This is a genomic window from Massilia sp. BGA-UO-ETr-WB1, assembly GCF_059567845.1.
In genome coordinates, this window is sequence record NZ_JCAQOT010000013.1 from 271,333 (window position 1) to 288,013 (window position 16,681).

Below are 16,681 nucleotides of genomic sequence, written 5' to 3' on the forward strand. Positions count from 1 at the left end.
GTCGCTCCGCGTCGGTGATCGTTGCCGCCTGGCGGCGGCGCAACCGCCGTTTTACCGCGTTTGGCGGCAAAACGGCGCGCGGCTGGCCATCAGGACGACCATCGGGACGGCCACCGGGGCGGCTGTCAGGACGGCTGTTTCAGCGCGCCGTCCGGCACGCCGGCGCGCTTGGCGCCGTGTTCGTGCACGAACAGCGTGAGCAGCCCGGCCAGCGCCATGCAGGCGCCGCCCAGCGCCACCGTGCTCACCGTGTGGCCGGCGAAGAAGTGCTTGGTGACGAAGCCCAGCAGCAGGCCGCTGACGATTTGCGGAATCACGATGAAGAAGTTGAACACGCCCATGTAGAAGCCCATGCGCTTGGCTGGCAGCGCGCCGGCCAGGATGGCGTATGGCATGGTCAGGATGCTGGCCCAGGCGATGCCCACGCCTATCATCGGCAGCAACAGCAGGTTCAGGTTGTGGATGAACATGATGCTCATCAGGCTGGCGCCGCCGATCAGCAGGCACACCATGTGCACGAACTTGCGGCTGGTGGCGCGGGCGAAGACGGGCAGGATGAAGGCGGCCAGCGCGGATACGCCGTTGTACACCGCGAACATGATGCCGACCCAGTTGCCCGCCTCCTGGAACGAGGTCGATTGCGCGTCGGCGGTGCCGAACACATTGTCGGCCACGGCGTTGGTGGTGTAGATCCACATGGCGAACAGCGCCACCCAGGTGAAGAACTGCACGAAGGCCAGCTGCACCATGGTCTTCGGCATGCTCATGAAGCCGCCCAGGATTTCGATGATGGCGTGGTTCAGGCCAGGCTTGCTCTCGGCGCGGAACGCTTCCAGGTTCTCGGGCGGGATCTCGTCGGCCGTCAGCACGGTCCACATCACGGCCAGGAAGTAGGCTGCGCCGCCGGCGTAGAAGGAGTAGCGCACGCTGTCGGGAATGGCGCCGTCCACCGGCACATTGCTCACGCCCAGTACGTCGGCGAACAGGTAAGGCAGCAGCGAGGCGATCACCGCGCCGCAGCCGATGAAGAAGGTCTGCATTGCGAAGCCGGTGGTCTGCTGCGAGGAATCGAGCTTGTCGCCGACGAAGGCGCGGAACGGTTCCATGGAGACGTTGATGGCGGCGTCCATCAGCCACAGGATGGCGATCGCCATCCACAGCGCGCTGGAATTGGGCATCAGGAACAGCGCCAGCGACGCCAGCACGGCGCCGATGAAGAAGAAGGGGCGGCGGCGGCCCCAGCGCGGATGCCAGGTGTTGTCGCTCAGGTAGCCGATAATCGGCTGCACCAGCAGGCCGGTCACCGGCGCGGCCAGCCAGAACAGCGGCAGGTCGTCGGCGCTGGCGCCCAGCGTGGAGAAGATGCGGCTGGTGTTGGTGTTCTGCAGCGCGAAGCCGAACTGGATGCCGAAAAAGCCGAAGCTCATGTTCCAGAGCTGCCAGAAACTCAGCCTGGGCTTGATGGATGGTGATTGCATACCTGCCTGTCCCCGATTTTTGTGGTCCTGGCTGGATGCCGGACGAGATGTAAAGCGTTAATTTGTAGTAAAGTAACACGCTGATAATGCCGTGTCAATCCAAACCACTCATAGTAGAATTAGCGTATTAGGCCGCATCCAGCCCACTTCGAGACACCGTTTTGTAGTCAAATAACAGAAAACGACATGACCACTCCCACCTTCGCCAAGATCGCCCTCCTGCTGCTGGCCAGCCCCCTCGCATTGGCCCAGAACGCCGACCGCAAACTACAGAGCGCCAGGCTGAACGGCAACCAGCTGGAGATTACTACCAGCGACGGACAATACCTCATCAAACCGTACTCGCCGCGTATCGTGGAAACCACGTTCGTGCCGCAGGGCGAGGCGTTCGAGCCGGCCTCGCACGCTGTAGTGCTGGCGCCCGGCAAGGACGGCGCCACGCTGAAGGACGCGGACGGCAAGCTGGAATACGCGGTGGCGGGCGGCATCAGCGTGACGGTGACCAAGGCGCCGTTCCGCATCGCCTACGCCTACAAGGGCAAGCCGCTGGTGATGGAAAAGCGCGGCTACGCCAGGAAGGACGGCGCCGAAGTGATCGACTTCGAACTGGACAAGGACGAGGCGCTGTACGGCGCCGGCGCGCGCGCGGTGGGCATGAACCGGCGCGGCAACCGCTTCACCTTGTATAACAAGGCGCACTACGGCTACGACGACCGCTCCGAACTGCTGAACTTCACGCTGCCGGTGGCCATGTCGTCCAGGATGTACGCGCTGCACTTCGACAACGCCGCCATCGGCCACCTGGACTTCGACAGCAAGAAGGACAACACGCTGGCCTACGAGACCATCAGCGGCCGCAAGACCTACCAGGTGATCGCCGGCGACAGCTGGGAAGACGTGGTGGGCAGCTACACCAGCCTGACCGGACGCCAGCCGCTGCCGCCGCGCTGGGCCTTCGGCAATTTCGCCAGCCGCTTCGGCTATCACACCGAGCAGGAGGCGCGCGACGTGGTGAAGAAGTTCGCCGACGAGAAGATCCCGCTGGACGCCATCGTGTTCGACCTGTACTGGTTCGGCAAGGACATCAAGGGCACCATGGGCAACCTGGCCTTCGACAAGGACAACTTCCCCACGCCGAAGAAGATGGTGTCGGACTTCAGCGCCCAGGGCGTGAAGACGGTGCTGATCACCGAGCCCTTCGTGCTGACCACGTCCAGCAAGTGGCAGGACGCGGTGGACAGCAAGGCGCTGGCCACCGATCCTTCCGGCGCGCCGGCGCGCTATGACTTCTACTTCGGGAACACCGGCCTGATCGACCTCTATAGCAAGCAGGGCAAGGACTGGTTCTGGAATATCTACAAAGGCCTGCGCAACGACTACGGCGTGGCCGGCTGGTGGGGCGACCTGGGCGAGCCGGAAGTGCATCCATCCACCGTGCGCCACGCCACCGGCACGGCCGACCAGGTGCACAACACCTACGGCCATGACTGGGCGCGCCTGATCGCCGAAGGCTACCAGAAGGACTTCCCGAACGAGCGTCCGTTCATCCTGATGCGCGCCGGTTACTCAGGTTCGCAGCGCTTCGGCCTGATTCCCTGGTCGGGCGATGTGAACCGCAGCTGGGGCGGACTGAAAGCGCAGCCGGAGATCGCGGTGCAGATGGGCATGCAGGGCCTGGGCTATATGCACTCGGACCTGGGCGGCTTCGCCAACGCCTACCTGGACGATGAACTGTATACGCGCTGGCTGCAGTACGGCGTGTTCCAGCCGGTGTTCCGTCCGCACGCGCAGCAGGAGGTGCCTTCCGAGCCGGTGTTCCGCGAAGAAGCCACCAAGGCGCTGGCGCGCGAATCCATCCGCCTGCGCTACAGCATGCTGCCGTATAACTACACGCTGGGCTTCGACAACAGCCAGCAGGGCGTGCCGCTGATGCGCCCCATGCTGTACGAGGAGCCGCAAAACGAAGCGGCGCGCAGCCTGGTGTCGTCCTATCTGTGGGGCCGCGAATTCGTGGTGGCGCCGGTCACCGAACCGGGCGCGCGCCGCAAGGAAGTCTACCTGCCGGCCACCAGCCCGGCGTGGTTCGACTTCAACAACGGCCGCCGTTACGCTGGCGGCATCACGGCCGTGGTGCCGGTGGCGCTGGACCATATCCCGGTGTTCGTGCGCGCAGGCGCCTTCATCCCGATGGTGGCGCCGGTGCAGAGCACGCGCGACTACAGCACCGGCAAGCTGGAGCTGCACTACTACCACGACGCGGCGGTATCGTCGGGCAGCGGCAAGCTCTATGACGACGACGGCGCAACGCCGGACGCCTACGCCAAGGGCAAGTACGAGATCGTGCGCTTCGCCAGCGCGCTGAGTGGCAACGGCAAGCAGCTGGTCATCACGCTGGACTCGGAAGTGGGCAAGCAGTACCAGCGCCCGGAACGCAGCGTGGCGCTCACGGTGCACAACGTGGCCGCCAAGCCGGCCGGCGTGACGCTGGAAGGCAAACCAGCGAAATTCGGCTGGGACGCCAAGCGCCAGTTGCTGACGGTACAGGTGCCGGCCACCAGGCGCGCGGCCAGCACGGTCGCGATCTCGCTGCGCTAAGCCGCCAACAAGCTCCCTCTCACGCGCAATTGTAAAATCCGCCACGCCATCGCATACTGCGTCCTTACACAACTAAGGATATGCGATGGAAGGCTCCAATCTCCTCTTGATGGCCCTGGTCTACCTGACCGCCGGCGTGCTGGCGGTGCCGGTGGCGCAGCGGCTCGGCCTGGGCTCGGTGCTCGGCTACCTGGTGGCCGGCCTGCTGATCGGCCCTTCCGCGCTGGCCTTCGTGCACGATCCGGCCGAGGTGATGCATTTCGCCGAATTCGGCGTGGTTATCATGCTGTTCCTGATCGGCCTCGAGGTCCAGCCTTCCCTGCTGTGGCATATGCGCACCGCCTTCTTCGGCCTGGGCGGCCTGCAGGTGCTGCTCAGCGGCCTGGCGCTGGCCGCCATCGGCCTGGCTTTCGGCATGGACTGGCAGGCCGCCGTGGCGCTGGGCTTCATCCTGTCGCTGTCGTCCACCGCCGTGGTACTGCAGTCGCTGGAGGAAAAAGGCCTGCGCAAGACGCCCACCGGCGACGCCTCGCAAGGCATCCTGCTGTTCCAGGACGTGGCCACCATCCCCATGATCGCCGCGCTGCCGCTGCTGGCCGACGACCGCGTGAGCAGCGCCGCCGAAACCGGCCTGCTGAAAGGCTATCCGGCCTGGGTCCACGCCGCCGCCGTGATCGGCGCGGTGTTCATCGTCATCGTGGTGGGCCGCTTCCTGATGCGGCCCGCGCTGCGCTATATCGCCAAGATCCGCTCGCGCGAAATCTTCACCGCAGCGGCACTGCTGCTGGTGGTGGGCGTATCGCTGCTGATGCAGGCCGTGGGCCTGTCCGCCGCGCTGGGCGCCTTCCTGGCCGGCGTGGTGCTGGCCGACAGCGAATTCCGGCGCGAGCTGGAAGGCGACATCGAACCGTTTCGCGGCCTGCTGCTTGGCCTGTTCTTCATGTCGGTGGGCGCCAGCGTCAACCTGGCGCTGGCGGTGCAGCAGATCGGCCTGCTGGCGGCCATGGTGTTCGGCCTGATGGCGGTGAAGACCGCCGTCGTCTACGGCATCATGCGCGCCTTCGGCATCCCCTCGCGCACGGCGGCGCAAACCGGCGCGGCGCTCAGCCAGGGCGGCGAGTTCGCCTTCGTGCTGCTGGGCCTTGCCTCCACCTCCGGCGTGATCGCGGCCGACATCTCGGCGCTGACGGTGGCCGCCGTCGCCATCTCGATGGCGCTCACGCCCTTTGCGCTGATGCTGTACGACCGCCTGGCCGGCCCCGGCTTCTCCAGCAAGCCGGAACCGGAAGCGGGCGCGCTCGAGCACGAGCCGGACGTGATCGTGGCCGGCTTCGGCCGCTTCGGCCAGATCGCCGCGCGCCTGCTGATGGTCAACAAGTTCAACATCTCCACGCTGGACGCCAGCGCCGAACAGGTGGAGCTGGTGCGCCGCTTCGGCCGCCGCGTCTACTACGGCGACGCCACCCGGCTCGACCTGCTGCGCGCCGCAGGGGCGGCCCAGGCCAAGCTGCTGATCGTGGCCATCGACGACCGCGACCAGGCCGAGGCGCTGGTGGAAATCGCCAGGCAGTACTTCCCCAACCTCACCATCCTGGCCCGCGCCTACGACCGCCGCCACGCCTACCGCCTGCTGGACCGGGGCGCGCACGTGGTGGAGCGCGAAACCTTCGAGGGCGGCCTGTCCATCGGCGAGAAGGCGCTGCGCGCGCTGGGCGTGGCGCCGGAGGATGCGGCCAAGGCCAGCGCCAGCTTCCGCCGCCACGACGAGGAAATGATCACTGCGCTGGCCAAGGTGTGGGGCGACGACGAGAAGTACGCCGTGGCGCTGCGCGAATCGAGCGAGCGCATGAACCAGCTGCTGGCGGCCGACTTGCAGGAGCGTAGCAGCGTGCCGGAAAGCTGATCCGGCAGGCATCCGTGCACCGCGCCGGAGGACGCGCTACACTTCCCGCAGGCCGGATTTGGCCCGGCCATCAGGAGACCTTCATGAAAAAAACCTACACCGGCAGCTGCCACTGCGGCGCCGTGCGCTTTGAAGCCGATATCGACCTGAGCGCCGGCACCGGCAAGTGCAACTGCTCCATCTGCACCAAGGTCCGCAACTGGGGCGTCATCCTCAAGCCGGACGAGTTCCGGCTGCTGGCCGGCGAGGATGCGCTCAGCGACTATCAATTCAACACCATGAGCGGCCACCACCTGTTTTGCCGCACCTGCGGTGTGCACCCATTCGGGCGCGGCTACGTGGAGGAAATCGGCGGCCACTATGTGGGCGTGCAGGTGGCGTGCCTGGACGACGTGACGCCGGAAGAACTGATCGCCGCGCCGGTGCACTACGCCGACGGCCGCCACGACAACTGGCAGAACCCGCCCGCCGAAACGCGGCATCTTTGATTCCAGCCATCCTTGATGCTAGCCACTTGGGCGCAGCCATAGTATAATGAGAATCATTCTCATCAACTAAGCCAGCCAACGCAGCGCGTCGCCAGCCACCACCTTCAAGGATGGCCCGATGCCGCACCCACGTTTGTCCCTCTCGCCGCCGAGCGCCGCCGTGCGCTCGGCCCTGATGCTGGCCGCCCTCGGCGGCGGCGCCCCGATTGCCTACGCCGCCCCGGCCGGCGACGCCGAAGGCGCCGCCGCATCAGCAGCACCGGCGGTGATGGCGGTGGTCACCGTCGACGGCAAGAAGGAAGATGACATCTACGCCGCCCGCCGTGCCGGCGTGGGCACCAAGACCGACACCCCGCTGATCGAGACCCCGCAGTCCATCTCCGTGATCCTGCGCGAGCGCTTCGAGGAACAAGGCGCGCAAACGCTGCGCCAGACCGTGAACTACAGCGCCGGCCTGGTCTCCACCTATTTCGACAGCCGCGTGGACTCCATCAGCTCGCGCGGCGGCAACCCCGCCCTGCTGCAGGATGGCGTGCAGATGAACTTCGGCTCCTACAACACCACCCGCCCCGACCCGTACACGCTGGAGCGCGTGGAAGTGCTGCGCGGTCCGTCGTCCGTGCTGTACGGCCAGGGCGGCATCGGCGGCGTGGTCAACCTGGTGTCCAAGCGCCCGGTGGCCAGCAACCAGCGCGAAGTGCAGGTGCAGGTGGGCAGCAACAGCCGCAAGCAGGTCTCGGCCGACATCAACCAGGTGCTGGACGAACGCGGCCACTGGATGGCGCGCGTGGTGGCCATCGCGCGCGACAGCGGCACCCAGGTCAACCACGTGGCCGACGACCGCCGCGTGTTCGCGCCGTCGCTGACCTGGTCGCCCAACGGCGACACCGAGCTGACCCTGATGGCGCTGCGCCAGGAGGACAAGAGCGGCTCGCTGATCGGCTTCTTCCCGTGGCAAGGCACCTTGCTGCCGTCGAAGTTCGGCAGGATCGACGCCAGCACTTTCACCGGCGAACCGGGCTGGGACGCCTACAACACCGAACAGAGCAGCCTGGGCTACATCGTCAGCCACCGCTTCCGCAACGGCATCCAGATCCGCCAGACGGTACGCAAGTCGAACAGCAGCGTGGACTACCGCACCGCCTACACCAGCTTCACCGCCGTGCCGGCCACCGGCCGCCCGGCGCGCCCGGTGTTCAACGCCGACCAGCGCACCATCAACCGCGACCTGGTGCAGCAATACAATGAGCTCGATACACTGCTGGCCGACACCCAGCTGGAAGCGAAATTCGCCACCGGCGCCATCCAGCACACCGTGCTGGCCGGCTTCGACCTGCAGCGCGTGGAAACGCGCCAGGCGCGCGGCAACGGCGTGGCCGCGCCGCTGGACCTGTACGCGCCGGTCTACGGCAACTACACCAAGCCCGTTTCGCTGGCCCATCTGCCTACCACCCAGCTGCACCAGAAAGGCCTGTACCTGCAGGACCAGGTCAAGTTCAGGCCCAACTGGAGCGCGCTGATGGGCCTGCGCCGCGACGCCGCCGAGAACGACATCGAAGGCCGTCCCGCCAGCCGCACCGACGACAAGGCCACCACCAGGCGTTTCGGCCTGCTGTACCTGTCCGAACAGGGCTGGGCGCCGTACGTGAGCTATTCCGAATCCTTCCTGCCACTGGGCGGCGTGGACTTGAACGGCAAGGCCTTCGCGCCGCAGCGCGGCAAGCAATGGGAGGCGGGCGTGAAGTGGCAGCCGCAGGGCGGCGACTTCAACACCACCCTGGCCGTGTACGACCTGCGCGACACCAACCGCAAGACCACCGACCCGGCCAACCCGCTGAACAGCATCCAGATCGGCGAAGTGCAGGTGCAGGGCCTGGAGCTGGAAAGCGGCGGCAGCCTGGGACGCGACTGGAGCTGGACCGCCGGCTACGCCTACACCGACGCCAAGGTTGCGCGCAGCAACGGCGCCGACAACGGCAAGCGCCTGAGCGGCGTGCCGGAACATAACGTGTCGGCCTGGCTGACGCACCGCTTCGCCGTGGCCGGCAAGACCGGCGTCAGCGCGGGCGCCGGCGTGCGCCACCTGTCGTCCTCGTGGGACGGCCTGGACGCGCTGGAAACGCCCGGCATCACGCTGCTGGACGCCATGCTGTCCTACAGCAGCGGCCCGTGGCGCTTCGCCTTCAACGTCACCAACCTGGCCGACAAGGTGCAGATTTCCACCTGCCTCTCGCGCGGCGACTGCTTCTACGGCCAGCGCCGCACCGCCGCGCTGACGGCGCGCTACGCCTGGTAAGACCATGCGCGTGCCCACCCTCTCCCCAGCGCTGGCTCATCGGCTGGCCCATCGGCTGGGCGTCGGCGCGCGCGCCGTGGCCGCCATCTTCGGCGGCTACCTGCTGGCTGCGGCGGCCACGGCCTTCCTGGCGCTGCTGCTGCCGGCCCTGTCGCTGAGCCGCGCCGACGCCGTCATGGCGTCAACGCTGTTCTCGTTCGCTGTCTACGCCTGCGCCGTGCTGTGGGTGTTCGCCGCCCGCAGCGCGGCGCGCGCCTGGCTGGGATTGCTGCTGCCAGCAGCGGCGCTGGCCGGCGCCGCCACCTTCCTCTCCTGAGGTTCCGATGAAAGAAAGCTTCCGCCAGTCGATGGCATGGCTGCACACCTGGTCCGGCCTGCTGGTGTGCTGGATCCTGTTCCTGGTGTTCACCGCCGGCACCGCGAGCTACTTCCGCGACGAGATCAGCCTGTGGATGAAGCCCGAGCTGCACGCCGTCCACGTGCGCGGCGTGGCTGCGGCCACCGCCGCCACGGTGGCGGTGCAGGCCTTGCAGGAACGCGCGCCGGACGCCAGGCGCTGGTTCATCACCCTGCCCACCGGGCGCACGCCGGCCATCCGCATCGCGTGGACGGATCCGGACCGCGGCAAGCGCGGCCTGAAATCGGCGCTGATCGACCCGGCCAGCGGCGTGGAGCTGGAGGATCCGCGCGAAACGCGCGGCGGCGAATTCATCTACCGCCTGCATTTCGACCTGCACTACATGCCCGCCATCTGGGCGCGCTGGATCGTCGGCTTCTGCGCCATGTTCATGCTGGTGTCCATTATCAGCGGCGTCATCACGCACAAGCGCATCTTCAAGGACTTCTTCACCTTCCGGGGCAACAAGGGCCAGCGCTCCTGGCTGGACGCGCACAACGCCACCGCCGTGCTGGCCCTGCCCTACCACCTGATGATCACCTACACCGGCCTGGTGACGCTGATGTTCCTGTACATGCCGGCCGCCACGCAGGCGGTGTACAAGGGTGACCGCGAAGCCATGAACGCGGAGGTGTTCCCCAACGCGGGCAAGCCGGTGAAGGCGGCCGGCGTGCACGCGCCGCTGGCGGCCATCCGTCCCATCGTCGAGCGGGCCGAAAGCCATTGGGGCGGACGCGCGGCCGGCGCCCTCAGCGTGACCAGCCCGAACGACGCCAACGCCCGCATTTCGGTGACCCGCGCGGCCGGGCGCGAGCTGTCGAACAAACAGCCTGCGATGCAGTTCGACGGCGCCAGCGGCGCGCTGCTGGCGCAGGCCGGCGACGACCCGACCGGCGCCGCCGCCACGCACGGCGTGATGTACGGCCTGCACATCGCGCGCTTTGCCGGGCCGCTGCTGCGCGGCTTCTTCTTTATCTCCGGCCTGGCGGGATGCGCCATGGTGGCCACCGGCGCACTGCTGTGGGCGGTCAAGAGCCGCCAGCGGCAGGCCAAGGCGCTCAAGGCGGGCGGCAAGGTGGGCTTCGGCACGCGGCTGGTGGAAGCGCTCAACCTGGGCGCCATCGCCGGCCTGCCGATCGCCTACGGCGCCTACTTCTGGGCCAACCGGCTGGTGCCGGTCGGGATCGAGAAGCGGCCCGAAACCGAGATCGCGTGGTTCTTCGCCGCGTGGGGCGCGGCCATGGCGCTGGCGCAAATCCGGCCGGACCGCCTGATGTGGCGCCTGCAGCTGGGTGCGGGCGCGCTGCTGCTGATGGGTATCCCGGTGCTAAACGTGTTCACCACCAGTTCGCACCTGGGCGTGACCATGCTGCAAAGCCGCGGCCCGGTCGCCGTGGCGGGCTTCGACCTGACCGTGTTCGCGCTCGGCCTGCTGCTGGCCTGCGCCGCCCGCCGCCTTGGCCGCGGCGCCAAACAAGCCGCGCCTGCTCCGGCCAAGCCGCGCACGTCCGGCGCCCCGCCGATGCCGGAGGCCACATGACCGCCCTCTACCTGCTCGCGCTGTTCGCGCTCAGCTACGGCGGCATGTTCGCGCTGAGCATGGCGATGGACCGCCACTACGCCGACCTGCGCGGACGCGGCGCCGAGCCGCCGCCCGCGCTGCGCAGGCGCCTGCAGCTGGGCGGCGCCGCCGCGCTGGCGCTGGCCATGGCCGCGTCGGTGCACGCGCTGGGCGGCGCGCACGGCTTGCTGATGTGGCTGGGCGCGCTCACCGGCGCCTGCCTGCTGCTGGTGTTGCTGCTGTCCTACGCCCTGCGCCTGGCCGCCCTGCTGGGCGTGGCGGCCTACGCCGGTGGATCTGTCGCCTACCTTCTGGCCGGTGTATATTAGTCAATTCACCAACCAGAAGGAGACTGCAGTGCCACAACCGCTGTATATGAAAGCCATCCCCGCCGCCGTGATGCTGGCCGCTTGCGCGTTCCAGCCGGCCCAGGCCGAGGGGGCCAAAACGCCTGCCAAAAGCAAGCCGACCGTCGCCGAAGCCGAACGCTTCCTGAACGACACCGAAAGCAAGCTGGAAAAACTGAACCTGGACAGCGCCCGCGCGCAGTGGGTCGCCCAGAACTTCATCACCGACGACACCGAAGCGCTGGCCACCTACTTCGGCGAGCGCCAGCTGAGCGCCTCCGGCGAAGCCGCCCTGGGCGCGCGCCGCTACAACGGCCTGAAGCTCAAGGAAGACTACGCGCGCAAGCTCAAGCTGCTGCAGCTGACCCTGATGCTGTCCGACCCGAAAGAGCGCGAAGCCTACGCCGCCAAGAACGCCGCGCTGAACGCCGCCTACGGCAAGGCCAAATACTGCCCCACCGGCGGCCAGGAATGCCTGCCGCTGGGCGAACTGGAAAAAACGCTGGCCACCAGCCGCGACCCGGCCAAGCTGAAGGAAACCTGGCTCGGCTGGCACGCGCAGTCGCCGTCGTACAAGCAGATGTATGTCGACTATGTGGCCCTGTCCAACAAGGGCGCGCGCGAAATGGGCTTCGCCGACACCGGCGCCCTGTGGCGCTCGCAGTACGACATGCCGCCGGAAGCCTTCTCGGCCGAGATGGAACGCATGTGGCAGCAGGTCAAGCCGCTGTACGACTCGCTGCACACCTACACCCGCTACAAGCTGCGCGCCGCCTACGGCCCGGACGTGGTGCCCGCCACCGGCCCGATCCCGGCCCACCTGTTTGGCAATATGTGGAGCCAGAGCTGGGAGAACATCTACCCGCTGCTGAAGCCGGCCAACAACGCCAGCAGCTTCGACCTGACCAAGGTGCTGGAAGAGCGCAAGACCGACGCCAAGCAGATGACGCAGTACGCCGAGCGCTTCTACACCTCGCTCGGCATGCAGAAGCTGCCCGAATCGTTCTGGCAGCGCTCCCTGCTGACCAAGCCGCGCGACCGCGAAGTGGTGTGCCACGCGTCCGCCTGGACCATGGACGGCAAGGAAGATGTGCGCATCAAGATGTGCATCCGCCCGACCGACGAAGAGTTCAAGGTGATCCACCACGAGCTGGGCCACATCTACTACGACCTGGCCTACAACAAGCAGTCCTTCCTGTTCCAGGGCGGCGCCAACGACGGCTTCCACGAAGCCATCGGCGACACCGTGGCGCTGTCGATCACGCCGGACTACCTGAAGAAGATCGGCCTGATGAACCAGGAGCCGGAGGCGAACGCCGACATCGGCGAGCTGCTGCAGCGCGCGCTGGCCAAGGTGGCCTTCCTGCCGTTCGCCTACTCGGTGGACAAATGGCGCTGGGACGTCTACGCCGGCAAGACCCAGCCGGCCGACTTCGATAAGACCTGGTGGCAGCTGCGCGAGCAGTACATGGGCGTGAGCCGTCCGGCGCCGATGGCGGCCGGCGGTTTCGACGCCGGCGCCAAGTACCACGTGGCGGCCGACGTGCCGTACGCGCGCTACTTCCTGGCCCACATGCTGCAGTTCCAGTTCCACCGCGCGCTGTGCCGCGAAGCCGGCTACACCGGTCCGCTGCACCGCTGCTCGGTGTACGGCAACCAGAAAGCCGGCGCCAAGCTGCAGCAGATGCTGGCGATGGGCGCGAGCAAGCCATGGCCTGAAGCGCTGAAAGCGGTGTCCGGCGAAGAGCGCATCGACGGCTCCGCCCTGCTCGACTACTTCGCCCCGCTGAAGACCTGGCTCGACGACCAGAACCGCCAGCTGGCCGCCGCCGAAGCCGCCAAGAAGTAAGCCCGCACCATCGGCGGCTGCGCCCGCAGGCGCAGCCGCCCTCTCTTCCATTTGGCTGACCGATATCAAATCGCAGGCCGACTGCTTCGCTAAGCTGACCATTTCCGTTCAGCTCAGTGAGGCAGCCATGGAGCCATTCAATCAGCCCAGCGGTACCTTCACAATCTACGATCCTGGATACCCCAGGACCACGCCAGACACCGCCACGCCAGCCCGCTTGGCCGCCGTCAGGTTTGAAGAAAAAATACGTCATGACACGCTGGAGTCGGGCGCATTCTTCAACCAGAACGGAAAATTAATGTTAGCCCGAACCGGAATGGCAGATCGCATTGCTTTTCATACGCATGAACTCTCGGGAATGAAACACTGCATCTTCACCCATAACCATCCGCTCGGACTCACCTTCTCAAGGGGCGACATTCTCCTTGCCGCTGAAATTGATTTGCTAGAGGTGCGTGCTGTAGCGCCTTGGTATCGCCATTTCATGTATCCCGTTGCAGCGTGGCCGTCGGGGCGGTTGATCAGCAGCACGTACGCAAAGGCACTCATCTCAGCCGAAAAAGACGTTGATACAATGGTCAAGAGCGGAGAGCTGGCATCGCCCTATGCGACTGCAGAGATGTTGCATCTTGCATGGGTGCGAGTGGCGCTCAAGCTGCAACTGAAATATGAAAGGGAGGCATCATGAGCATGTACCTTGACGAGCGCATGCCGACGCTCGAAGAAATACGCGCGCGCGCAATACCGCCAGAGCATCGTATCAACGACGTAATTGTCCTGATTAACGGGCACCATGTCTGGAAGCCCCGCACCCAACTCCGGCCGGACGAGCCATTCGTGGCATTTTTTTCCGGCGACTACCGCACAGTGCTGGAGCCCGACGATCCCAGGATCGCGCAGCCGGCGCAGGAATGAAAAAGCCCGCCATGCTTGCGCATGGCGGGCTTTTTCACGTCAGCTGAACCGGCTTAGAACTTGTAGTTCGCGCCCAGCAGCAGGGTGCGGCCGTATTTCTGGTATTCCAGTTGCTGGTTGCGGTTGCCGTTGTAGGTTTCGTAGGCGGCGTTGCGCAGGTTGTTCACCTGGGCTACCAGGCCCACGCCCTTCAGCGGACCGTTCTGGAACGAGTAGCCGATCTGGAAGTCGATGATGTTCTCACCCACCACGTAACGCAGCGAACGCTCTGCCGCGAAGTTGCCGATCTCGCCCACGAAGTCCGAACGCTTGCGCTGCGAGATGCGGGTCTCGAAGCCGTTCTTCTCGTAGTAGAAGGTCAGGTTGGTGGTGTGCTTCGACAGGCCCGGCAGCGGGATGTTCTTGCCGATGCTGCCGCTTGGATCTTCGATCGCAATGCTGCTGTCGGTGTAGGTGTGGCTCGCTACCACGCCGAAGCCGTCCAGCATCGGGCTGACCATGTTCAGCGGCAGGGAACCCGACAGCTCCAGGCCCTTCATGCTGCCACCGCTGCCGTTGTACGGCGCGGTGTAGTCGCCGATCGGCGTGTTGGCCTTGGTGCCCGGAATGTACTTCGAGAAGTCGTAGCTCTTGGTCTGCGTGAAGATGTAGGTGTCCAGCTTCTTGTAGAACGCCGCGGCAGCCAGGTAAGCCTTCTTGCCGAAGTATTTTTCATACGAGATGTCGAACGCCTTGGCGCGCCATGGGTCCAGCTGCGCGTTGCCGCCGCTGGCGCCCGGCTTGAAGGTCACGTCGCTCACACCGAAGTCCAGCGCGGAGCGCAGCTGGTCCACGCGCGGACGGGCGATCTGCTTGGCCAGCGCCACGCGCACCGTGTTCTCGCCGGCGAAGGCGAACGCCAGGTTCATGCTTGGCAGGTAGTCGGTGTAGTTCTTGCCGTCGTGGACAGGCTTGACTTGCTGGCCGGCCGGGGCGGTGCCGTCCCAGTAGTTCGCGTCGGACGACTGCTCGGTGCGCTGCGCCTGCACGCCCACGTTGCCGCGCATGGTCACGCTGCCGAAGTCATGCTCCAGGTTGGTCTTGATGAAGGCGGTGGTGATCTTCTCCGACACTTCCCAGTTCTTCGAGATCAGGTAGCTCTCGCTGGCGTTCGGTGCGAAGGTCATGTACTTCTCCACCACGGCAGGCACGTTCCACGAAGGGATGGTGCCCACGCCGGCGAAGCCCAGGCCGACCGGCGCGTACAGCAGGTCGCTCGAGATCGTGGTCGGGTTGCCCTTCAGGTTGATGTTGCCTTCCGGCTGGGTCTTGGCCTTCTGGCGGTCGCTGTAGTTGCCGCCCACTTCAAAACTCGACACCCACGATTCCACCGCTGCCGGCGCGTCGAACTTGGCCGACAGCTTGAAGCTCTTCAGCGTGTCTTCCACTTTCGGGGTCTTGCCGTAGCCGGAGCCGTAGATGGTGCCCTTCACGTACAGCTGCGAAGCGTCGCTGTAGTTGCGGGTAGGAGCCATCTGCGGGAAGGCGCCGCTGCGGAACAGCAGGGCCACATTGTCCAGGTACTGCACCGAGTTCACGGCGCCCAGCTGCAGATTGTTTTCCAGGCTCACTTCGTCGCGCTTGGCGTTCGAGTAGCTGGCGTCCGCCACCAGGGTCACGCCGTCCAGGCGCACTTCATTGTTCCAGCCGACTGCGCGGATGTCGTCCTTGCGCTTGTCGTACATGCCGCGCACCAGCGGGTACACGTTGTTGGCCACCGAGCTGCCCATGGCGTTGCCGTTGTTGGTGACATTGGTGAACACCAGGCCGGGATTCAGGCCGCCGTTGTAGCCGCTCAGGTTCACTTCGAACTGGTTGGCGGTGTCTTCATGCTTGAACTGGGACGCATACATGTCGATCATGCTGGTCCACTGCTTGTTCGGACGGTATTGCAGCACGCCCATCAGGCCGTCGCGGCGGTTGAAGCCGCTGCGGCCCAGCGCCTTGATGCCGTCGGTGATGGTGGTGCCCGGGGTCATGCCCGGACGGGTCTCGGTTTTCCACGGTTCGTAGATGCCGGTTTCCTGCGCCAGCACTGGCGATTCCAAGTGGGCATAGCCGATGGCCACGCCCAGGGTGCGGTCCAGGAACTGGTCGATGTAGCTGAAGCTGACGCGGTTGCCCTGGTCGTTGGCGTTGGAGATCTTGCCGATCGAGTTTTTCTCGCCGCGCACGTTGACTGCGAAGGTGCGCTTGGCGAAGGCCAGCGGACGCACGGTCTGCAGGTCCAGCGTGCCGGACAGGCCCTGGCCGATCAGGCCGGCGTCCGGGGTCTTGTAGATGGTGACGCCGCTCAGCAGTTCGGATGGGTACTGGTCGAACTCGACGGAGCGGTTGTCGCCGGTGGACACTTGCTCGCGGCCGTTCAGCAGCGTGGTGGAGAAGTCCGGCGACAGGCCGCGCACGGAGATCACCTGGGCACGGCCGGCAACGCGCTGGGCGGCCAGGCCTGGCAGGCGGGCGATCGACTCGGCGATCGACACGTCCGGCAGCTTGCCGATGTCTTCAGCGGAAATCGCCTCAACGATGGAGGTCGCTTCTTTCTTGACCGAGATGGCGTCTTCGATGCCGCGGCGGATACCGGACACGGTCACGGTGGCCATCGGTGCGGATGCTTGTTCGCCGCTGGTTTGTGCATGGGCCGAGCCGGCCAGTGCGGAAACGAACAGGGCGCAGGCAGCGGCTACCGGGCTCAGTTGCAGGACTGCGCGCTGCGAGCGCTCAGATGCGAAATTCTTCATAAGGATGTCCCCTCTTTAGACAGATCAAAAGTCCCGCAGGCTGTTTATTTCGACTACACGGGAGCCAGCAAA

12 protein-coding genes are annotated in these 16,681 nt (G+C 66.0%); 10 read left to right on the forward strand and 2 right to left on the reverse strand.

Going from position 1 to position 16,681, the window contains the following annotated elements; genetic code table 11:
- Positions 1-125: 125 nt before the first annotated feature.
- Positions 126-1,478, reverse strand: a complete 1,353-nt coding sequence (locus AC56DV_RS02670) for an MFS transporter (protein WP_496312751.1) — start codon at positions 1,476-1,478, stop codon at positions 126-128.
- A gap of 186 nt (positions 1,479-1,664) precedes the next feature.
- On the opposite strand from AC56DV_RS02670, the gene AC56DV_RS02675 reads away from it, so the two are divergent.
- The 10 genes from AC56DV_RS02675 to AC56DV_RS02720 all read left to right on the forward strand — a co-directional run bounded on the left by AC56DV_RS02675 (position 1,665) and on the right by AC56DV_RS02720 (position 13,829).
- Positions 1,665-4,073 carry a glycoside hydrolase family 31 protein gene (locus AC56DV_RS02675; RefSeq protein ID WP_496312752.1) on the forward strand — a complete coding sequence of 803 codons (2,409 nt, stop codon included), beginning with the start codon at positions 1,665-1,667 and terminating at the stop codon, positions 4,071-4,073.
- An 85-nt stretch (positions 4,074-4,158) separates the two neighbouring features.
- A complete protein-coding gene (locus AC56DV_RS02680; RefSeq protein WP_496312753.1) occupies positions 4,159-5,976 on the forward strand; it encodes a monovalent cation:proton antiporter-2 (CPA2) family protein in 1,818 nt (605 codons plus the stop codon).
- 83 nt (positions 5,977-6,059) lie between these two features.
- Positions 6,060-6,464, forward strand: coding sequence for a GFA family protein (locus AC56DV_RS02685; protein WP_057157370.1), 405 nt, complete (start codon positions 6,060-6,062; stop codon positions 6,462-6,464).
- A gap of 175 nt (positions 6,465-6,639) precedes the next feature.
- Entirely contained in the window at positions 6,640-8,760 is a 2,121-nt protein-coding gene (locus AC56DV_RS02690; protein ID WP_496312955.1) for a TonB-dependent siderophore receptor, read from the forward strand.
- A 4-nt stretch (positions 8,761-8,764) separates the two neighbouring features.
- Entirely contained in the window at positions 8,765-9,076 is a 312-nt protein-coding gene (locus AC56DV_RS02695; RefSeq protein ID WP_496312754.1) for a DUF3649 domain-containing protein, read from the forward strand.
- Between the two features lie 7 nt (positions 9,077-9,083).
- A complete protein-coding gene (locus tag AC56DV_RS02700; RefSeq protein WP_496312755.1) occupies positions 9,084-10,697 on the forward strand; it encodes a PepSY-associated TM helix domain-containing protein in 1,614 nt (537 codons plus the stop codon).
- Positions 10,694-11,047, forward strand: a complete 354-nt coding sequence (locus tag AC56DV_RS02705; RefSeq protein WP_496312756.1) for a DUF3325 domain-containing protein — start codon at positions 10,694-10,696, stop codon at positions 11,045-11,047. The genes AC56DV_RS02700 and AC56DV_RS02705 overlap by 4 nt, the downstream gene beginning before the upstream one ends.
- Positions 11,048-11,075: 28 nt before the next feature.
- The gene (locus tag AC56DV_RS02710) at positions 11,076-12,914 is read left to right on the forward strand and encodes a M2 family metallopeptidase (RefSeq protein ID WP_496312757.1); all 1,839 of its coding nucleotides are present in this window, start codon (positions 11,076-11,078) and stop codon (positions 12,912-12,914) included.
- A 127-nt stretch (positions 12,915-13,041) separates the two neighbouring features.
- Positions 13,042-13,602: a hypothetical protein gene (locus AC56DV_RS02715; RefSeq protein ID WP_496312758.1), complete on the forward strand. Its 561-nt coding sequence runs from the start codon at positions 13,042-13,044 to the stop codon at positions 13,600-13,602.
- Positions 13,599-13,829: a hypothetical protein gene (locus tag AC56DV_RS02720; protein WP_496312759.1), complete on the forward strand. Its 231-nt coding sequence runs from the start codon at positions 13,599-13,601 to the stop codon at positions 13,827-13,829. The genes AC56DV_RS02715 and AC56DV_RS02720 overlap by 4 nt, the downstream gene beginning before the upstream one ends.
- Before the next feature lie 53 nt (positions 13,830-13,882).
- On the opposite strand, the gene AC56DV_RS02725 is transcribed toward AC56DV_RS02720, so the two are convergent.
- On the reverse strand, positions 13,883-16,609 hold the full coding sequence (locus AC56DV_RS02725) for a TonB-dependent receptor (protein ID WP_496312760.1): 2,727 nt from the start codon (positions 16,607-16,609) through the stop codon (positions 13,883-13,885).
- Positions 16,610-16,681: the final 72 nt, after the last annotated feature.

Excerpts from the sequence above, each read along its gene's own strand:
- AC56DV_RS02715 (WP_496312758.1), top strand. The coding sequence starts at position 13,042 with ATGGAGCCATTCAATCAGCCCAGCGGTACCTTCACAATCTACGATCCT.
- AC56DV_RS02680 (WP_496312753.1), top strand. The coding sequence starts at position 4,159 with ATGGAAGGCTCCAATCTCCTCTTGATGGCCCTGGTCTACCTGACCGCC.
- AC56DV_RS02675 (WP_496312752.1), top strand. The coding sequence starts at position 1,665 with ATGACCACTCCCACCTTCGCCAAGATCGCCCTCCTGCTGCTGGCCAGC.
- AC56DV_RS02695 (WP_496312754.1), top strand. The coding sequence starts at position 8,765 with ATGCGCGTGCCCACCCTCTCCCCAGCGCTGGCTCATCGGCTGGCCCAT.
- AC56DV_RS02670 (WP_496312751.1), bottom strand. The coding sequence starts at position 1,478 with ATGCAATCACCATCCATCAAGCCCAGGCTGAGTTTCTGGCAGCTCTGG.
- AC56DV_RS02705 (WP_496312756.1), top strand. The coding sequence starts at position 10,694 with ATGACCGCCCTCTACCTGCTCGCGCTGTTCGCGCTCAGCTACGGCGGC.
- AC56DV_RS02720 (WP_496312759.1), top strand. The coding sequence starts at position 13,599 with ATGAGCATGTACCTTGACGAGCGCATGCCGACGCTCGAAGAAATACGC.
- AC56DV_RS02685 (WP_057157370.1), top strand. The coding sequence starts at position 6,060 with ATGAAAAAAACCTACACCGGCAGCTGCCACTGCGGCGCCGTGCGCTTT.
- AC56DV_RS02725 (WP_496312760.1), bottom strand. The coding sequence starts at position 16,609 with ATGAAGAATTTCGCATCTGAGCGCTCGCAGCGCGCAGTCCTGCAACTG.
- AC56DV_RS02700 (WP_496312755.1), top strand. The coding sequence starts at position 9,084 with ATGAAAGAAAGCTTCCGCCAGTCGATGGCATGGCTGCACACCTGGTCC.
- AC56DV_RS02690 (WP_496312955.1), top strand. The coding sequence starts at position 6,640 with ATGCTGGCCGCCCTCGGCGGCGGCGCCCCGATTGCCTACGCCGCCCCG.